At 61.9% G+C, this 18,215-nt stretch carries 8 protein-coding genes and 10 pseudogenes; 5 read left to right on the plus strand and 13 right to left on the minus strand.

From position 1 onward, the window contains the following. Positions 1–1,146: 1,146 nt before the first annotated feature. Positions 1,147–1,692: pseudogene (locus tag QFZ94_RS00185) on the minus strand (IS110 family transposase); the annotation flags it as partial. Between the two features lie 124 nt (positions 1,693–1,816). Further along, positions 1,817–2,458: pseudogene (locus QFZ94_RS00190) on the minus strand (IS6 family transposase); the annotation flags it as partial. 49 nt (positions 2,459–2,507) lie between these two features. On the opposite strand from QFZ94_RS00190, the pseudogene QFZ94_RS00195 reads away from it, so the two are divergent. After that, a pseudogene (locus QFZ94_RS00195) lies at positions 2,508–2,987 on the plus strand (IS630 family transposase); the annotation flags it as partial. Positions 2,988–3,071: 84 nt separating this feature from the next. On the opposite strand, the gene QFZ94_RS00200 reads toward QFZ94_RS00195, so the two are convergent. The 4 genes and pseudogenes from QFZ94_RS00200 to QFZ94_RS00215 form a co-directional block, all read right to left on the minus strand. Next, entirely contained in the window at positions 3,072–3,449 is a 378-nt protein-coding gene (locus QFZ94_RS00200; protein ID WP_429455145.1) for a signal peptidase, read from the minus strand. Between the two features lie 254 nt (positions 3,450–3,703). Further along, positions 3,704–3,790: pseudogene (locus tag QFZ94_RS00205) on the minus strand (IS6 family transposase); the annotation flags it as partial. A gap of 280 nt (positions 3,791–4,070) precedes the next feature. Continuing rightward, positions 4,071–5,049, minus strand: a pseudogene (locus QFZ94_RS00210) (IS110 family transposase). Positions 5,050–5,119: 70 nt separating this feature from the next. Continuing rightward, complete coding sequence (locus QFZ94_RS00215; protein WP_429455147.1) at positions 5,120–5,659, minus strand: group II intron maturase-specific domain-containing protein; 540 nt, start codon at positions 5,657–5,659, stop codon at positions 5,120–5,122. On the opposite strand from QFZ94_RS00215, the pseudogene QFZ94_RS00220 reads away from it, so the two are divergent. Both QFZ94_RS00220 and QFZ94_RS00225 read left to right on the plus strand, forming a co-directional pair. Further along, positions 5,613–6,751: pseudogene (locus QFZ94_RS00220) on the plus strand (IS3 family transposase); the annotation flags it as partial. The gene QFZ94_RS00215 and the pseudogene QFZ94_RS00220 overlap by 47 nt on opposite strands. A gap of 321 nt (positions 6,752–7,072) precedes the next feature. After that, positions 7,073–7,333 (plus strand): hypothetical protein, encoded by a 261-nt coding sequence (locus tag QFZ94_RS00225; protein WP_429455148.1) that lies wholly within the window; start codon positions 7,073–7,075, stop codon positions 7,331–7,333. Positions 7,334–7,511: 178 nt separating this feature from the next. Here QFZ94_RS00225 and QFZ94_RS00230 read toward each other — a convergent pair. After that, positions 7,512–8,650: pseudogene (locus QFZ94_RS00230) on the minus strand (IS3 family transposase); the annotation flags it as partial. Positions 8,651–8,718: 68 nt separating this feature from the next. Between QFZ94_RS00230 and QFZ94_RS00235 the strand changes: the two are divergent. After that, complete coding sequence (locus QFZ94_RS00235; protein ID WP_429455150.1) at positions 8,719–9,942, plus strand: hypothetical protein; 1,224 nt, start codon at positions 8,719–8,721, stop codon at positions 9,940–9,942. A gap of 422 nt (positions 9,943–10,364) precedes the next feature. Here the strand turns inward: QFZ94_RS00235 and QFZ94_RS00240 are convergent. Together QFZ94_RS00240 and QFZ94_RS00245 are read right to left on the minus strand one after the other, a co-directional pair. Then, positions 10,365–10,520, minus strand: a pseudogene (locus tag QFZ94_RS00240) (transposase); the annotation flags it as partial. Positions 10,521–11,121: 601 nt separating this feature from the next. Then, the gene (locus QFZ94_RS00245; protein WP_429455152.1) at positions 11,122–11,337 is read right to left on the minus strand and encodes a hypothetical protein; all 216 of its coding nucleotides are present in this window, start codon (positions 11,335–11,337) and stop codon (positions 11,122–11,124) included. A gap of 30 nt (positions 11,338–11,367) precedes the next feature. Here QFZ94_RS00245 and QFZ94_RS00250 point away from each other — a divergent pair, with 30 nt between their 5' ends. Next, positions 11,368–14,508, plus strand: coding sequence for an avrbs3 family type III effector protein (locus tag QFZ94_RS00250; protein ID WP_429455154.1), 3,141 nt, complete (start codon positions 11,368–11,370; stop codon positions 14,506–14,508). Positions 14,509–14,638: 130 nt separating this feature from the next. On the opposite strand, the pseudogene QFZ94_RS00255 reads toward QFZ94_RS00250, so the two are convergent. From QFZ94_RS00255 to QFZ94_RS00270, 4 genes and pseudogenes are all read right to left on the minus strand, one after another. Continuing rightward, positions 14,639–14,722, minus strand: a pseudogene (locus QFZ94_RS00255) (IS6 family transposase); the annotation flags it as partial. A 280-nt stretch (positions 14,723–15,002) separates the two neighbouring features. Next, positions 15,003–15,329, minus strand: a pseudogene (locus QFZ94_RS00260) (transposase); the annotation flags it as partial. A 554-nt stretch (positions 15,330–15,883) separates the two neighbouring features. Further along, on the minus strand, positions 15,884–17,149 hold the full coding sequence (locus QFZ94_RS00265; protein WP_429455097.1) for an IS256 family transposase: 1,266 nt from the start codon (positions 17,147–17,149) through the stop codon (positions 15,884–15,886). Between the two features lie 344 nt (positions 17,150–17,493). Next, a complete protein-coding gene (locus QFZ94_RS00270; RefSeq protein ID WP_429455427.1) occupies positions 17,494–18,159 on the minus strand; it encodes an ExeA family protein in 666 nt (221 codons plus the stop codon). Positions 18,160–18,215: the final 56 nt, after the last annotated feature.

Consider the following 18,215-nt stretch of genomic DNA (forward strand, 5'->3'; position numbering starts at 1 on the left):
TGGGCCGAATCCGAGCAGCGTCAGCCAGTGATCGTGAGGCTTGCGGCTCATCAGTTCCCTCGGGCTCTTTCCAGTTCGCTCAGGGCATCGGCTGCGGGCAAAGCGGCGATGGTTGAAGACAAACTGCAGCAGACCAAGCCAAGCCCGCCCGCCCTTCAGATGACGCCGGTTGGTCAGGTAGACGCGCAGTCGCGAGTTGAGATTTTCGACCAGCGAGCTGCTGCGTGGTGTGCTATGCAGCGCCCCGGATACGGCGGCGTAGACGCCGTGAAACGGGCGGCCGATGCGGGCTAGCAGGCGATTCCACCCTTGCCAGAACGCACTCGACGTTTCGGACTTGCGATGCAGCATGCAGACCTCGCGCACGAGATGGCGCGCCACGTTGTGCGTTCGTGCAATGGCGTCGAGTTTTGTGTCGAGCAGGCCCGCGAAAGCGAGCAGGCCGTCGCGCTGGTTCTGAAGGGCACGCCGGTATGCCCCTGTACGTGACAGGTCCCGTGCTTCACGTTGCTGCAGTTCGGCAACCACGAAATCGAACAGCCGTTGACGCGTCGCGAGGTCCGGCCCAGCCAGTGACAGGATGTCACGTTCGAGCCACTGAACCAGGGTGCGCAGGTCGGCAGCCAGCTCGTGCGCATGGGCTTCATTGCGCCGAAGCGTTTCCAGCGCGGCTTCGAGGAGGCTATCCTCACCACGTCGACGGGGATTGGCCAGACGCGCTTCGAGCTGCTCGCGCCCGGTGCGAGCGCCACTGGCGACACGATGCCAGAGCGTCGCTAGTGATTTACCGTGCTGGATGATGTGGAATACGTCGCCGTGACACGGCGTATCGGGCCAGGCCATTTTTTGCCCGGCACGCAGACCGGTTCCCGCATCGGCGATCGTGTGCTCAGGATCGAGGCCCTGTGCCTGCAGGTCCAGCAGATGGATGGCCCAGGTGTCGCCGTCGCGATGGGCTTCGGGGGCGAGCAGATAGCAATAGGTCGAGGCGACATCGATACCGGCGAGCACGGGTTGGGAACCCTGAAAGAGTTCGCCCCAGATCGGGTGTTTTGAGTCATGGATGCCGCAGAGGAAAAATGGGGGCACCATTATCGCCTGGCACTCAAGGTGCCTCCCAATGTGTAACGCAGCTTTGAACCTCGCCTGCTCGCGCAATGTGTCGATCAACACCATCGGCAGTCGATCCGTTATGCCGGCAAGCACCGCCGGTATCGCCTTATCGAGCGCAGCCCGGCCCTTACCCATCACCTCGCCGTATTCGGCCAGCAGTCCGCGCAAGCTGTTGATCTGCATCGTACGGAACTTGACCAGTTGCTGGCGCATCCTGTGCAGCGCCAGCACCGCTTGCTGGGCTTCGCTTTTTACCGCCACGGCCTTGCCTGGCTGCTGCACGGCCAGCCAGATCGCCCGGGCGTCTGCTGCATCGCTCTTGTTGCGGATGTTGAATGCCTTGACGAACCCGGCCGGCATGAGCTTCACCTCGTGCCCCAGTTTCGTGAGTTGTCGTGCCCAATGCTGTGAACCACCGCAAGCTTCCATCCCGATCAGGCACGGCGCCCGGTTCACGAAGTGCTCGAGAAACTTGGCGCGCTTGATCTGCCGGTTCACAATCTCTCCAGTTTCCGCGTCCACGTAATGCACCTGAAACACGCGCTTGGCAATGTCGATCCCAACTGGCGTAAGCTTCATTTCGGATCCCTCCGGTTTTGCCTGTGAAGACCTGCATGATCTTCCATATTGGCACAGTGATGCCGTCGGCCCGTGAAGGGTCCATCCTCATCCTTAGTTCCACCGTTCACAGTTGGGAGGCGTTCATTCCATTGACCTCGATGCCGCCGAGAATGACCCTCGCACGGAGGAAGTTCAATCCCAGCATCGGCCGGGTCCGGCGTTTGATAGCCCGATGGTCCTGTTCGACAATGTTGTTCAGGTACTTGATCTGACGGACCTTGATCGGCGTCTCGCGATCGGCATTCACCGCATCCAGTGCGGCCAGATTGGAGCCGCTTTTGTCGATGGTCACGGTCTCTGGCGTACCATTATGGGCGATCGCCTTTTCAAAGAACCGCCGGGCAGCGACCTTGTCCCGCCTGGCCCTGAGCAGGAAGTCGACCGTGTCGCCCGCCTTGTCCACTGCCCGGTAAAGATATTTCCACTCGCCTTTGATCTTGATATAGCTCTCGTCCATTCGCCAGCTTTTCCCAACCGGACGCTTGTGCTTGCGCAAGCTCCTTTCGAAGAGCGGCAGCAGTTTGATGACCCAGCGGTACACCGTCGAATGATCCACCGCGATACCACGCTCGTCCATCATTTCCGCAAGATTGCGCAAACTCAGCGAATAGGCCACGTACCATCGCACGCACAGCAAAATCACTTCAAGCGGGTAGTGAAGGCGCTTCAGGACCTTGGCCAGGCCCGGCGCGAGTGTGGTTCGCGGTGTCTTCGTCTTCTTCATCGCACAGCTCAAAAATTCGCTACCCAATTCTAACGTGGGCCTTACTGCAACAGAACCCTATATCCGGCACGGCACGACAACCTTGTTTGCCGCGCTCAATGCAGCGACGGGCGAGGTCATCACGCAATGCAGGTCGCGTCACCGGCATCAGGAGTTTCTGGCCTTTCTGAAGCACGTTGATCAGGCAGTTCCGGAGGACCTCGACGTGCATCTCGTTGTCGATAATTACGCTACGCACAAGCACCCGAAGGTCAAGGCATGGCTGGCGAAGCACACGCGTTATCACATGCACTTCACGCCGACGTATTCGAGTTGGCTCAATCAGGTGGAGCGCTGGTTTGGCCTGATCACGCGGCAGGCCATCCGGTGCGGCTCCTTCAAAAATGTGCGTCAACTGATCGCCAGCATTGAGCGCTATGTTGCGCAGTACAACCAGCACAACGGCCCGTTCGTCTGGACGGCAACCGCCGATTCCATTCCTCAGAAAGTGGCGCGTCTATGTAAAGTTATTTCTGGGACGGAACACTAGGCCGCATCGCCTTCGGGAGGTGACCGACGTTGCTCGCGTACGGTGCACACGCGCCTGCTGGCGGGCATCTCAGTGCCTCTGCCTCTATCTAATGACCCAGTTCACCGTCGACCCACTGTTCTCCGGCATTTTGAAGTAGGCCGTTCGCACGGCGTAGCCACCGCAAATCTTGCCGAAAACAGATGCAGTGAAGGACCTGCCCCACCCTTCCTTGCCCAGCCGCTCACTACCGCGGGCCGGGATGTCGTGCTGCTTCCCGTCGGCATACACCCGAACGCAGCCGTTCGTCGTGTTAATGACGAGTAAGTCAGACAGGGGGCCAACGCCCCCCGTAGTGATACCGGGGAGTGGTTTCATAGAGTCACCAGAGGCGAGGGCGCTGGACGAACTGGCAGCAAAGACAGTGGCTGCGCCGATGCCGACGAGAACGGATTTCTTTGCGGCGATGGGACCGATTTTCATTTCCAAGCTCCTTGATTTTAAGGGGTGTCGAATTGCGAAGGCAAGAACTTACGGGCATCAAGCATCAAGATCGAAGGGGCAGTAGTACCGCGCGTTGATAGTAAGGGCAGGGAGACTCTAAGACCCTAGAGATGCGAAGGGTTGACGAGGATAGCGAAGGCAACTTGAATTGGTTCAGAAAGGCATTGTCACGTTCAAGGGTTCTGTTGCAGTAAGGGTGTCGGGACGAGAGATGTCGATATGATAAGTATTGCTTATAACACAAGGGAGTAAAACTGCTGGGAAGCAGACGACGGGTCTTTGCCCGCACATTTCATCTGTCCTTTCCTGATCATGTGCATTTATATGAACGCCTCCCGTTTGCCAAGGCTTTCGTTTGTTGTGACGGGCAGGATGGGTTGCTGCTGTATATACGGCCTTGCTGCAGCCGGTACATACGCTGCGGGCCTCTATGAAATCCGCTGACTCGCACCTCATTGACCTCACGAGCTCAAGGCTCTTATGCACATTCAGGTTTAGCGAGTTCCGGTCCAACCTGTTCTGTCATCACATTCGATTGCCAGCGCAACCTTCGACGCGTCATCCTGTGTGAAGTTAGTCTTCTGCGTGAACGCTGGCTATTCAGACCGGCTTCGCGCTCACGTGCCCCATCTGATACGACCGCTCGTGGGCGAGGATTGCCCAGATCGTTCGTGCCATCTTGTTGGCCAGCGCGACGATTACCACGTTCGGTGGCCTGCGCTTGCTGATCTGCTCGACCCACGAGCCGGGCTCCTTCGCGTGATACAACACGCTACGGGCACCGTGTATCAACAGCGTGCGCAGATACGTGTCGCCGCGCCTGCTGATCCCCAGCAACGTCACCTTTCCGCCCGAGCCAGTCTGCTTTGGTACGAGACCGATCCAGGCTGCGAACTCGCGCCCCGACCTGAACGACTTCGCGTCGCCCGTTGTCGCCACTGCGGCAGTCGCCGTCAGCACACCAACGCCGGGGATCGCGGTAATCGCTTTGACCGCCTTGTCCTCCAGCATCCACTGACGCAGCCGCCGTTCGATCACGGCGATCTGGTCATCGAGCTTCGTCAACCCGTTCCACTGCTCGCGCAATGTGTCGATCAACACCATCGGCAGTCGATCCGTTATGCCGGCAAGCACCACCGGTATCGCCTTATCGAGCGCAGCCCGGCCCTTACCCATCACCTCGCCGTATTCGGCCAGCAGTCCGCGCAAGCTGTTGATCTGCATCGTACGGAACTTGACCAGTTGCTGGCGCATCCTGTGCAGCGCCAGCACCGCTTGCTGGGCTTCGCTTTTTACCGCCACGGCCTTGCCTGGCTGCTGCACGGCCAGCCAGATCGCCCGGGCGTCTGCTGCATCGCTCTTGTTGCGGATGTTGGAACCCGGCCGGCATGAGCTTCACCTCGTGCCCCAGTTTCGTGAGTTGTCGTGCCCAATGCTGTGAACCACCGCAAGCTTCCATCCCGATCAGGCACGGCGCCCGGTTCACGAAGTGCTCGAGAAACTTGGCGCGCTTGATCTGCCGGTTCACAATCTCTCCAGTTTCCGCGTCCACGTTATGCACCTGGTCGGGTAGCAGCAGCGCATTGCTGCGCCACCGCCCCCTGAGAACCGGACGGGCGAGTCACCCCGCATCCGGCTCAAGCCATTCTTCAGCACCACGTTGTGGCACCGAACAACTTGACGGAACGCTTCGCAGTTCGACGGCGAGCGAAGTACGTGGTCCACACCGGATCAAATGGATTAGCCAGTTCCCGAACCTTGACGTGTCTCGTAATCGGGATCGTCATTGCGCGGAAGAGCCCAAACCCGCTGGTGCTGCCATCAGCGGGACCCTTCGTAGCAAAGTCCCAGGACCGGTGCCCATCGACCTGGAAGTACCGGTTCCTCACCCACCGTGCTCCTTTCATGGGATGTCGACGCTTTGCCCATTTCCAGAGCAGTTGCCAGATGTGCGAGTCTATCGATGAGAAGCTCGCTTTCGCCACGACGTGACGGTGATACATCGCCCATCCCCGGATGACCGGGTTCAGTTTCTGTATCAACGCTTCTTGCGTGACGCTCGCGTTGCCTTTGATGATTTCCCTGACCTTGAGATTGACCCGCAAAAACGGACACCTATCCTTTTGATCAGGAGGTGTCGAAATGGGCAGGCATCGTACCCCGTACCCGGTGGAATTCCGGGCCCACATGGTCGAGCTGGTGAACGCAGGAAGAACGCCAGAGGAGCTGGCGCACGAGTTCGAACCGACCGCACAGACGATCATCAACTGGGTCGCGCAGGCCGATCGCGACGCCGGTGTGCGCCATGACGGGCTGACCACGGCCGAGCGGCAGGAACTCACGCGGCTGCGTCGCGAGAACCGGCAACTGAAGATGGAGCGAGACATTCTCTCGCAGGCCGCGGCCTGGTTCGCGAGGGAGACGGGAGCCGTTCCACCGAAGAGCGGTACGGATTCATGAGAGCGAACCGGGCCCGCTGGCCCGTGGCGAGGATGGCGCGGCTGCTCAGGGTCTCCACGAGCGGCTACTACGCATGGCTGATGCGTGAGCCATCGAAACGCTCGTGCAGCGATGCGCAACTGCTCGAGCGCATCCGCACACTGCATGCGAGTTCGCGCGGCACATATGGGGCGCCACGTATCCATGCGCAGCTCGCGCGCGATGGCGTGCATGTGGGACGCAAGCGGGTCGCACGCCTGATGCGCCTGGCCGGCCTGCATGGTGCGAGCCGGCGGCTCTGGCCACACACCACGCGGCAACGCGCGGGGGCACGGCGTGCTCCGGATCTGGTGCGCCGGCACTTCTGTGCCGAGGCGGTGAACGTGCTGTGGGTGGCGGACGCCACCTACATCCCGACTGACGAAGGGTTTCTGTATCTCGCTGTGGTCCTGGACGTGTTCAGCCGCCGCATCGTCGGGTGGGCGATGTCCAGCCATCTGTACACCGAACTGATGTTGCGGGCGTTGAACATGGCGTTGCAGCAGCGACGCCATGACGGTGTAATTCTACATTCCGATCAAGGCTGTCAATACACCTCCATTGCCTTCGGACGGCGCTGCCGCGAAGCCGACGTGCAACCGTCGATGGGCACGGCCGGCGACGCGTACGACAATGCGATGTGCGAATCGTTCTTCGGCACGCTCGAAGCGGAGCTGCTGTTGCGCGAACACTTTGCGACCCATGAACAGGCCCGGCAGCGCATCTTCTGGTTCCTTGAGGGGTGGTACAACGTACGCCGCCTGCACAGCAGCATTGGCTATCGTTCGCCGCTTGAATTCGAAAACATCAACGTTGAAAGGCAAACCGTGTCGCCTTGCGAGTTGCCCACCGGCGGGCAGCGTCATGGTCGTGAGATGCGACCCGCCGCCCGCCCGTGGACAACTCGCGACTCAACGCTTAACGGAGGTTAGATCACATCAAATCTCTGGCTGCAAATCCGTCCGTCGAACCGGGTCAATCTCAACCTTGTCGAGGAGCGATTTGACGCTCTTCTTTGCCGGCTTGATCAGCAGCTTGGGCGAGGTTCAAAGCTGCGTTACACATTGGGAGGCACCTTGAGTGTCAGGCGATAATGGTGCCCCCATTTTTCCTCTGCGGCATCCATGACTCAAAACACCCGATCTGGCGTCGGCAGACTGAGCGACGACAAACGCAAAGCGATTGCACTTCAGGCCCTCACGCGCACCGAACCCATCAGTGTGCTGACTGAGCGTAACGGCGTGAGCCGCCCGACGGTCTACCGACAGATCGGCACGGCCAGTGTAGCGCTGGATGAAGCCTTTGATACCACGCGGGCAGCCGACGCAGATCAGGTGCTTTTCATGCTGCCGGTCACCCGCCAATGGCTCGATCAGGTCATCTGAGATTGACCCGGTTCGACGGACGGATTTGCAGCCAGAGATTTGATGTGATCTAACCTCCGTTAAGCGTTGAGTCGCGAGTTGTCCACGGGCGGGCGGCGGGTCGCATCTCACGACCATGACGCTGCCCGCCGGTGGGCAACTCGCAAGGCGACACGGTTTGCCTTTCAACGTTGATGTTTTCGAATTCAAGCGGCGAACGATAGCCAATGCTGCTGTGCAGGCGGCGTACGTTGTACCACCCCTCAAGGAACCAGAAGATGCGCTGCCGGGCCTGTTCATGGGTCGCAAAGTGTTCGCGCAACAGCAGCTCCGCTTCGAGCGTGCCGAAGAACGATTCGCACATCGCATTGTCGTACGCGTCGCCGGCCGTGCCCATCGACGGTTGCACGTCGGCTTCGCGGCAGCGCCGTCCGAAGGCAATGGAGGTGTATTGACAGCCTTGATCGGAATGTAGAATTACACCGTCATGGCGTCGCTGCTGCAACGCCATGTTCAACGCCCGCAACATCAGTTCGGTGTACAGATGGCTGGACATCGCCCACCCGACGATGCGGCGGCTGAACACGTCCAGGACCACAGCGAGATACAGAAACCCTTCGTCAGTCGGGATGTAGGTGGCGTCCGCCACCCACAGCACGTTCACCGCCTCGGCACAGAAGTGCCGGCGCACCAGATCCGGAGCACGCCGTGCCCCCGCGCGTTGCCGCGTGGTGTGTGGCCAGAGCCGCCGGCTCGCACCATGCAGGCCGGCCAGGCGCATCAGGCGTGCGACCCGCTTGCGTCCCACATGCACGCCATCGCGCGCGAGCTGCGCATGGATACGTGGCGCCCCATATGTGCCGCGCGAACTCGCATGCAGTGTGCGGATGCGCTCGAGCAGTTGCGCATCGCTGCACGAGCGTTTCGATGGCTCACGCATCAGCCATGCGTAGTAGCCGCTCGTGGAGACCCTGAGCAGCCGCGCCATCCTCGCCACGGGCCAGCGGGCCCGGTTCGCTCTCATGAATCCGTACCGCTCTTCGGTGGAACGGCTCCCGTCTCCCTCGCGAACCAGGCCGCGGCCTGCGAGAGAATGTCTCGCTCCATCTTCAGTTGCCGGTTCTCGCGACGCAGCCGCGTGAGTTCCTGCCGCTCGGCCGTGGTCAGCCCGTCATGGCGCACACCGGCGTCGCGATCGGCCTGCGCGACCCAGTTGATGATCGTCTGTGCGGTCGGTTCGAACTCGTGCGCCAGCTCCTCTGGCGTTCTTCCTGCGTTCACCAGCTCGACCATGTGGGCCCGGAATTCCACCGGGTACGGGGTACGATGCCTGCCCATTTCGACACCTCCTGATCAAAAGGATAGGTGTCCGTTTTTGCGGGTCAATCTCAATCGTGGCGCTCACGATGGTGGGCCACGTTTCGTTTCGCAGTACCCTTGAACTCATGCACGACCTGCTCGGCGTCTCGACCAGCCTGGGCACGATTCACACCGTTCTTCAGCGGGCCGCAAAGCAGGCCATCGCCATCAACGCCGGTATCGATCTCTCACCCATCCGGGTCGGTCTGCACGACGAACTCTTTCAGGGTTCCCAACCCGTGCTCGCCGGTATCGATGTCGCCTCGACCTATTGCTATCTGCTCGCCCCCGAAGCCCATCGCGACGGCGACACCTGGGCCATCCATCTGCTGGACCTGCAGGCACAGGGCCTCGATCCTGAGCACACGATCGCCGATGCGGGAACCGGTCTGCGTGCCGGGCAAAAAATGGCCGGGCCCGATACGCCGTGTCACGGCGACGTATTCCACATCATCCAGCACGGTAAATCACTAGCGACGCTCTGGCATCGTGTCGCCAGTGGCGCTCGCACCGGGCGCGAGCAGCTCGAAGCGCGTCTGGCCAATCCCCGTCGACGTGGTGAGGATAGCCTCCTCGAAGCCGCGCTGGAAACGCTTCGGCGCAATGAAGCCCATGCGCACGAGCTGGCTGCCGACCTGCGCACCCTGGTTCAGTGGCTCGAACGTGACATCCTGTCACTGGCTGGGCCGGACCTCGCGACGCGTCAACGGCTGTTCGATTTCGTGGTTGCCGAACTGCAGCAACGTGAAGCACGGGACCTGTCACGTACAGGGGCATACCGGCGTGCCCTTCAGAACCAGCGCGACGGCCTGCTCGCTTTCGCGGGCCTGCTCGACACAAAACTCGACGCCATTGCACGAACGCACAACGTGGCGCGCCATCTCGTGCGCGAGGTCTGCATGCTGCATCGCAAGTCCGAAACGTCGAGTGCGTTCTGGCAAGGGTGGAATCGCCTGCTAGCCCGCATCGGCCGCCCGTTTCACGGCGTCTACGCCGCCGTATCCGGGGCGCTGCATAGCACACCACGCAGCAGCTCGCTGGTCGAAAATCTCAACTCGCGACTGCGCGTCTACCTGACCAACCGGCGTCATCTGAAGGGCGGGCGGGCCTGGCTTGGTCTGCTGCACTTTGTCTTCAACCATCGCCGCTTTGCCCGCAGCCGATGCCCTGAGCGAACTGGAAAGAGCCCGAGGGAACTGATGAGCCGCAAGCCTCACGATCACTGGCTGACGCTGCTCGGATTCGGCCCACTCCAGCCTCAGCGAACCTGATATCGGCAGGTCGTCGCCGGCCTCCATTTGAACCGCATTCCTTACTATTCCTGCTTTCTTACGCAGGCTGATTCCGCTCGTCTGTGTAACGCAAAAATCGCGCTTTTTGAACCACGCCAAGCCCTGCATCACTCCCGCCAGCTGCGCGGATCCGTGCGCTGGCGACCGAGAGTTGGAGGGGGGCGACTCCTGTCGTACCTGCTGTTCGCGAAGCTCCGCAGAGTCCCGCGTGAACCGTTTGATGTTCCATGAATTCCACCAGTTGCCGCCCACTTTATCTTCCTCCTGATCAACCGAGCCCGAAGCACAGCTTATCGGCCCGCGCGACCCGACCTGCGCGTTACGCGAAGCTTGGTGCGTTTTCGCGTAAGCGGGCAGAAACTGGTTCTGTTGCAGTAAGGCCCACGTTAAAATTGGGTAGCGAATTTCATCTGATAGCGCTGAGCTATCTCCAGACAGATTTCCTTCAGAACTTCGTCAACCTGGTCATCAAAGACCGCTCGTCGATACTTCGCCGGCAGCACCACGTGATACAGCAACACCGTGACGTTGTGGCTCTTGTGAATGTATTCGCTCATTCACCGCAGCATACGCCGCAAGCGGCGGGGAATCTGACCCGAAGAGATTGAACTGCCTACGCGCTGCGAACGTTCAGAACATCTCCGTTGAGCTGCACCGGCACGCGATGAACTTTGAACGATTGCGTAAGTCTTCCTTCGTTGCGGCTGACAGCACTTCGGCTAGGGGTCTGAAGAGAGGAGAAGGAGCGGTTAGGCTGATTCGCTTACTTAAATCGAAGCGTCGCCCACAGCCATGACCGACTTGAACCGCATTAGTCCCGGCGCTGGTGTTGATCATACTCCCTTGCAGGAACCAGCCAATGCGCGGCCTGCTTCGCCGGTCGCGCGCGCCACGCCCGCCAGCCTTGCCCGGCCTGAGGGGATGCCTGCGAGCCGTCGGGCAGTACCTGGTGGACTGTCTTTGCCACGCGCGAACTGGTCATCTGCGCAGGATTCGATCTCTTCACTGCTCAACTCGCCGGGGCTCGCCCCCACCACCCCGTCGGACGGGCAGGCACGGCTGCACTGGATGGGCGAGTCGTCCAGCTTGATGGCCCCAAACGCGCCGATTTCACCGCAGGGAAACAGTCCCCCCGGGGCCGACCGTGCCGGTGGCGCTTCAAGCCCTGCGCAGCCAGGCAACGAGCAGGCCCTGAAGCGCCTGGGCTACACGGACAAGCAGCTCAAAAAGATCAAGACCGAGGCGTACTCGCACGTGCTGGCGCATCATAACGCCTTGGTCAGCCACGGCTTCTCGCTTGATGAGATCGGCCAGTTGAGCAGCCGCTTCCAGTCGCTGGGGCTGGTGGCGGCCCACCATGGTGCCCTGGCCCAAGCGATTCCGGATCTAACGCGAGCCCAGATCGTGGACATCGGCCGCAGGCGCTCGGGTGATTGCGCGTTGAACGAACTGCTGAAAAAGGAAGCGGGCCATACTCACCCGGTGGGTGCCGAGCTTGCCGCGCCGCCCCTGCGTCTGAGTGCCGCGCAGATTGCCGCCATTGCGGCACGCGGCGAGCGTCCCGCGGTCGCGGCAGTTCATCGCCAGGGACCTGTGCTCATGAGCGAGCCACTGAACCTCAGCGTGGGACAGGTGGTGGCCATTGCGAGCAACGGTGGCGGCAAGCAGGCCCTCGAGGCGGTCAGGACACAGTTGCCGGCGCTGCGTGAGCCTCCGTTTGGCTTGACCACCGAGCAGGTGGTGGCCATCGCCAGCAACGGTGGCGGCAAGCAGGCCCTCGAGGCGGTCAGGACACAGTTGCCGGCGCTGCGTGAGCCTCCGTTTGGCTTGACCACCGAGCAGGTGGTGGCCATCGCCAGCAACGGTGGCGGCAAGCAGGCCCTCGAGGCGGTCAGGACACAGTTGCCGGCGCTGCGTGAGCCTCCGTTTGGCTTGACCACCGAGCAGGTAGTGGCCATCGCCAGCAACGGTGGCGGCAAGCAGGCCCTCGAGGCGGTCAGGACACAGTTGCCGGCGCTGCGTGAGCCTCCGTTTGGCTTGACCACCGAGCAGGTAGTGGCCATCGCCAGCAACGGTGGCGGCAAGCAGGCCCTCGAGGCGGTCAGGACACAGTTGCCGGCGCTGCGTGAGCCTCCGTTTGGCTTGAGCACCGAGCAGGTAGTGGCCATCGCGAGTAACAACGGCGGCAAGCAGGCCCTCGAGGCGGTCAGGACACAGTTGCCGGCGCTGCGTGAGCCTCCGTTTGGCTTGAGCACCGAGCAGGTAGTGGCCATCGCCAGCAACATGGGTGGCAAGCAGGCCCTCAAGGCGGTCAGGACACAGTTGCCGGCGCTGCGTGAGCCTCCGTTTGGCTTGAGCACCGAGCAGGTAGTGGCCATCGCCAGCAACGGTGGCGGCAAGCAGGCCCTCGAGGCGGTCAGGACACAGTTGCCGGCGCTGCGTGAGCCTCCGTTTGGCTTGAGCACCGAGCAGGTAGTGGCCATCGCCAGCAACGGTGGCGGCAAGCAGGCCCTCGAGGCGGTCAGGACACAGTTGCCGGCGCTGCGTGAGCCTCCGTTTGGCTTGACCACCGAGCAGGTAGTGGCCATCGCCAGCAACGGTGGCGGCAAGCAGGCCCTCGAGGCGGTCAGGACACAGTTGCCGGCGCTGCGTGAGCCTCCGTTTGGCTTGACCACCGAGCAGGTAGTGGCCATCGCGAGTAACATGGGTGGCAAGCAGGCCCTCGAGGCGGTCAGGACACAGTTGCCGGCGCTGCGTGAGCCTCCGTTTGGCTTGAGCACCGAGCAGGTAGTGGCCATCGCCAGCAACAACGGCGGCAAGCAGGCCCTCGAGGCGGTCAGGACACAGTTGCCGGCGCTGCGTGAGCCTCCGTTTGGCTTGAGCACCGAGCAGGTAGTGGCCATCGCGAGTAACATGGGTGGCAAGCAGGCCCTCGAGGCGGTCAGGACACAGTTGCCGGCGCTGCGTGAGCCTCCGTTTGGCTTGAGCACCGAGCAGGTGGTGGCCATCGCCAGCAACGACGGCGGCAAGCAGGCCCTCGAGGCGGTCAGGACACAGTTGCCGGCGCTGCGTGAGCCTCCGTTTGGCTTGAGCACCGAGCAGGTGGTGGCCATCGCCAGCAACGGTGGCGGCAAGCAGGCCCTCGAGGCGGTCAGGACACAGTTGCCGGCGCTGCGTGAGCCTCCGTTTGGCTTGAGCACCGAGCAGGTGGTGGCCATCGCCAGCAACGACGGCGGCAAGCAGGCCCTCGAGGCGGTCAGGACACAGTTGCCGGCGCTGCGTGAGCCTCCGTTTGGCTTGACCACCGAGCAGGTAGTGGCCATCGCGAGTAACATGGGTGGCAAGCAGGCCCTCGAGGCGGTCAGGACACAGTTGCCGGCGCTGCGTGAGCCTCCGTTTGGCTTGACCACCGAGCAGGTAGTGGCCATCGCGAGTAACATGGGTGGCAAGCAGGCCCTCGAGGCGGTCAGGACACAGTTGCCGGCGCTGCGCGAGCCTCCGTATGGCTTGACCACGGAGCAAGTGGTCAACATGGCTTGCGTCGTGGGACGACCGGCGCTTGAGGCCATCCTGGCGTATCTGCCGGCCCTGCGCGAGCGCTTCGATAACGAACGACTTATGACCATCGTCAGCCTGGGCGGAGCGCAGGCACTGGATGCGCTACAGCAAGGTCGGTCCTGGGCCGCCACCAGGCAGCCGGGACGCAGGATCCGGATCGAAGACGCAGGCCCCTCGCGGGCCGTGCACATGCCCGAGCCCAGGGACATCATGGCCTTGTTGAACTTCTTTTGCACCCACCCCGAACCGCTGCAGGCCTTCTCCGACGCTCGTCGACAGTTTGGCCTGCACTCGCAAGCACTGACGCGTCGTCTGGCCCTGGCTGGCGTGACCGAGATGGAAGCGCGAGCCGGAACGATCCCGGATGCCGCGCAGCGCTGGCGCCGCCTGGTCGATAGCCTGAACGGCCGGGCTGTAGACAATGCCGCAGCTTCCTCGCCTGCGGACACGTTGCAAGATTTTGCTCAATCGCTGGAGGATTCGCTCAGGTCGGTCGACGCGGGGAACCCCGGCAGCGAAACGCCCCCAGCCGCGCGAGCCAAGCGGGCCGCTCCCACGGCGCCAACCACTTCGCGCGACGTGCGACCACGATTGGATGCAGCGCCCTCGCTCACTGCTTCAGCGACGCAGTCCGCCTGGGGTCCCCGTCAGGCACGTACGCAGCAAACCGATTCAGTAGCAATGCCTGCGGCACTTAGCTGGGGTACGCAGGCGCCGCGCTCCCAGCGCCCAGCTCGACCCGCTCAGCCAGCCGCGCCAGACCAAGCCGCCCACATGCCGACCAACGCATCGGACACCGAAGACTGGATCGGCCTGGCCGACCCAGGCACCCCGACGGAGGCCGACCTCGATCCCCTTCGTCTCCATCGCTTCTTTCCCGGACACACTGGCCCCTCCCAAAGCGAGGCTTCCAACGCGCTCATGCTGACTAACGAGGAGCTCTGCTGGCTCGACGACCTGTTCGCGTATCCGCCCGAGAATCCGTAAGCGACTCGGCCAGGCCAGTCCCCCATTCGCGCGGGTTCTGGTGCAAATCGATAAGCGGGTTGAGAAGGTTCATATGGTTCTGTCGCAGTAAGAGCGAGAGGTCGGCCAAATCCGATATGGTATGGATTCCTTATCCAGCCAGCGAATAGAATTGCTGTGCGGGAGTTTGACCAACGCCGCCATCGTTCAATTGTCCCTTGACGATCATGTGCATATATATGAACGCCTCCCGTTTGCTAAGGCTTTCGTTTGTTGTGACGGGCAGGATGGGTTGCTGCTGTATATACGGCCTTGCTGCAGCCGGTACATACGCTGCGGGCCTCTATGAAATCCGCTGACTCGCACCTCATTGACCTCACGAGCTCAAGGCTCTTATGCACATTCAGGTTTAGCGAGTTCCGGTCCAACCTGTTCTGTCATCACATTCGATTGCCAGCGCAACCTTCGACGCGTCATCCTGTGTGAAGTTAGTCTTCTGCGTGAACGCTGGCTATTCAGACCGGCTTCGCGCTCACGTGCCCCATCTGATACGACCGCTCGTGGGCGAGGATTGCCCAGATTGTTCGTGCCATCTTGTTGGCCTGCGCGACGATTACCACGTTCGGTGGCCTGCGCTTGCTGATCTGCTCGACCCACGAGCTGGGCTCCTTCGCGTGATACAACACGCTACGGGCACCGTGTATCAACAGCGTGCGCAGATACGTGTCGCCGCGCCTGCTGATCCCCAGCAACGTCACCTTTCCGCCCGAGCCAGTCTGCTTTGGTACGAGACCGATCCAGGCTGCGAACTCGCGCCCCGACCGGAACGACTTCGCGTCGCCTGCGTATTCCACGCAAATCGAACAGCCATTCCACGGTAAAGCGAACGCCGATTCCACTGCAAAGCGAACAGCGATTCCACGCCATCGCGAACAAACAGGATGCAGCGACGCGGGAGTAGTTTTGCCTTTTTACTCGGAGTGCGACTTTGCGGTCAACTTGTAAGCGGCAGCTTTAGCACACCGAACGGAGAATCGTGCAAGTGAGGGGCGAGCATAGGGGCACGAGGCGCGCCGGGTGGGTCAGCCGTCCTGTTTCCTGGCCTGTTGCTGCCGCGCATAGTTGAATGGCAGCAGGTGTTACGTCGCAGGCTGAACGAGACTCGGCATCGCGAGATATTCGAGGCGAGACGACACTGTTTGTCGCGAGCTGATCGGGGAGAACGCGTGTCCGGTCGAACGCGAGACGCAGCGAAGGTAGATTTGCGCGTTGTCGCGCATTTGATGGGCGGCACAACGAACACGGCCCCGGTTGTCGAGACCGGGGCCGTGTCATTAGAAGGGGTCGACGATGCGGTGAGTTAAAGTCAAATCTGGTGTATGCGGTCTCGGCGTAATCAGGCGGCTAGCGATTGCTGAGCCGGTGTGCTGTCGGTCACCGGTTCTCCATCCTTGAACGTCATCCCGTCAAGCATCGAAGTGAGCTTTTCCGGGGCGCGGATGCGCCGCCACGATTCTTCGGCCGACTCGATCAGCTTGAACGCCAGCCCGAGGAACGTCGCGCGCGATACACAGTTGCGCGTGCGTTTCGTGCGATGGCGCACCGTCGCAAAGGTCGATTCAATCGGGTTCGTGGTGCGCAGATGCTGCCAGTGTTCAGCCGGGAAATCGTAAAACGCGAGCAGCTCGTCACGATCTTCCGTCAGCTTTTCGGCGACCTTCGGGTACTTTGCCGAGTACGCGTCGACGAAGTGATTGAATGCGGCCAGTGCATCAGCGCGCGTGGCCGCCATCCAGATGTCCTGCATCGCCTTCTTGCCTCGAGCCTGCTGCGATTTCGGCAGCGCATTGAGCACGTTACCCATCTTGTGAAACCAGCAGCGCTGATGCTTCGTCTGCGGGAACACTTCCTCCATCGCGGCCCAGAATCCCATCGCGCCATCGCCGCAGGCCAGCAGTGGCCCCGACGGCAGGCCGCGCTTCTTCAGATCGAGCAGCAGTTCGCTCCACGATGCCTTCGATTCCCGGTAGCCGTCACCGATGGCCACACGTTCCTTCGTCCCGTCCGGTTTGACGCCAACGATCACCAGCAGGCACTGGCCGTCGGAATCGTCGCTGCGCACACCGGTGTGAATGCCGTCGGCCCACCAGTAGACCCAGCGCGCCGACGACAGCTCACGCCGATTCCACTGCTCATGCTCATCGGCCCATTGGGCCTTCAGCCGGCTCACGACGTTCGGCGACATGCCGCTGACCTGGCCGCCCAGCATGATGCCCATGGCTTCGCTCATGTCGCCCGTCGAGATGCCTCGCAGGTACAGCCACGGCAGCGCTGCCGACACGCGCGCGGACTTGCGCACGTACGGCGGCACGATCGTCGAATTGAACCGGATGCCCGAGCCCGAACGATCCCGCACCTTCGGCACCTGAACCGTCACCGGACCGATCGCTGTGACGACCTCGCGCTCGGGCAGGTAGCCGTTGCGCACCACGGCACGCCGGCCGTCGATCGACTTCACGTTGCTGTACTGTTCGAGCATGGTCGCCAGTTCCACCTCGACTGCCTGCTGAATGATCTGCCGCGCGCCTTGCTGGATCAGCTCATCTAGCACGCTTTTCGTTTGCGCTTTACTGCTGTTCGCTTCTTGCGTAATCTTCTTCATGGTGGTCGGGTCCGGCCTTCTCGGGTTCGCTGGTTGTGCCTTTGACAAGCAACATTCTCGCTAGACCGCCACCGCCTTCTCAAATTCCCGCCGCTCCCGCTGTACACCAGATTCGACAATAGCTCCGATGCGGTGACCTGGAGGCGGTTCGCGTGGCGGCACAGCCCACGGTTCGTTGCAACGACGGATCTGTTCGCCATACGCAGCGCTGAACCACAGGAGCCAGTCACATAGGAGTTGCTGGATCTGCGCGGCAGCATTGTCTGTCAGTTCGGGCAACGCAGGCGGACGGGACGTGATCCTCAGCGCGGCGCGCGATACCTTGGCGTGTTTGTGGCGCCTGGTCATCGGAACTCCTCAATGGCCTGTTGCAGCAGTTCGTCGGGCAGATGATTCAGACCCCGGGGCACGGCCAGCTGCATCGCGGTGCGCAGGATTCGCCCGGCGTGTCGCGGCAGACCACGTGAAGCCTGCCGTAGCAGCTCAAGCCCGGAGTCGGCCAGCAGCGTATGCGTGCAGCCGGCGCTCTTCAGGGCGTGCGTGATCAACTGCGCGAAGCGCTCGCGCTCGATGACGGGCTTCAATTGCACGCGCGCCTGGATACGTCCGTACAGCGCGGCATAGGGCGCACGTTCGAGCGTGGTGGCCAGATTCGGATGCGCGGCCAGCCACACGGTGAGCAGGTTGCGCGAATCGAAGGCGAAGTTCAGGAACGACGGGAAGTCGCGGAAGAACTCGATGGGCAGGTTCTGCGCCTCGTCGATGATCCATACCACCAGCAACTGCTTGCCCTCGACGAGCTCGGTGATGCGCTGCTTCAGCTCGCGCCACAGGTCGGCACGCCGGTAGCTGGGTTCCAGTCCGAGCGCTCGTGCAAGCGACCGGTACAGGTCGATGCGGCCGAACTCCGTTTCGGCGAGGTAAATGACGAGATAGCGATGCGGATTGAGGCTGCGAGCGAGATGGCGTAGTGCCGCGGTCTTGCCCACGCCCGGTTCGCCCGGAGCTATTGTCGAATCTGGTGTACAGCGGGAGCGGCGGGAATTTGAGAAGGCGGTGGCGGTCT

The organism is Paraburkholderia sp. JPY465, from assembly GCF_050436725.1.
Classification (GTDB): domain Bacteria; phylum Pseudomonadota; class Gammaproteobacteria; order Burkholderiales; family Burkholderiaceae; genus Paraburkholderia; species Paraburkholderia youngii.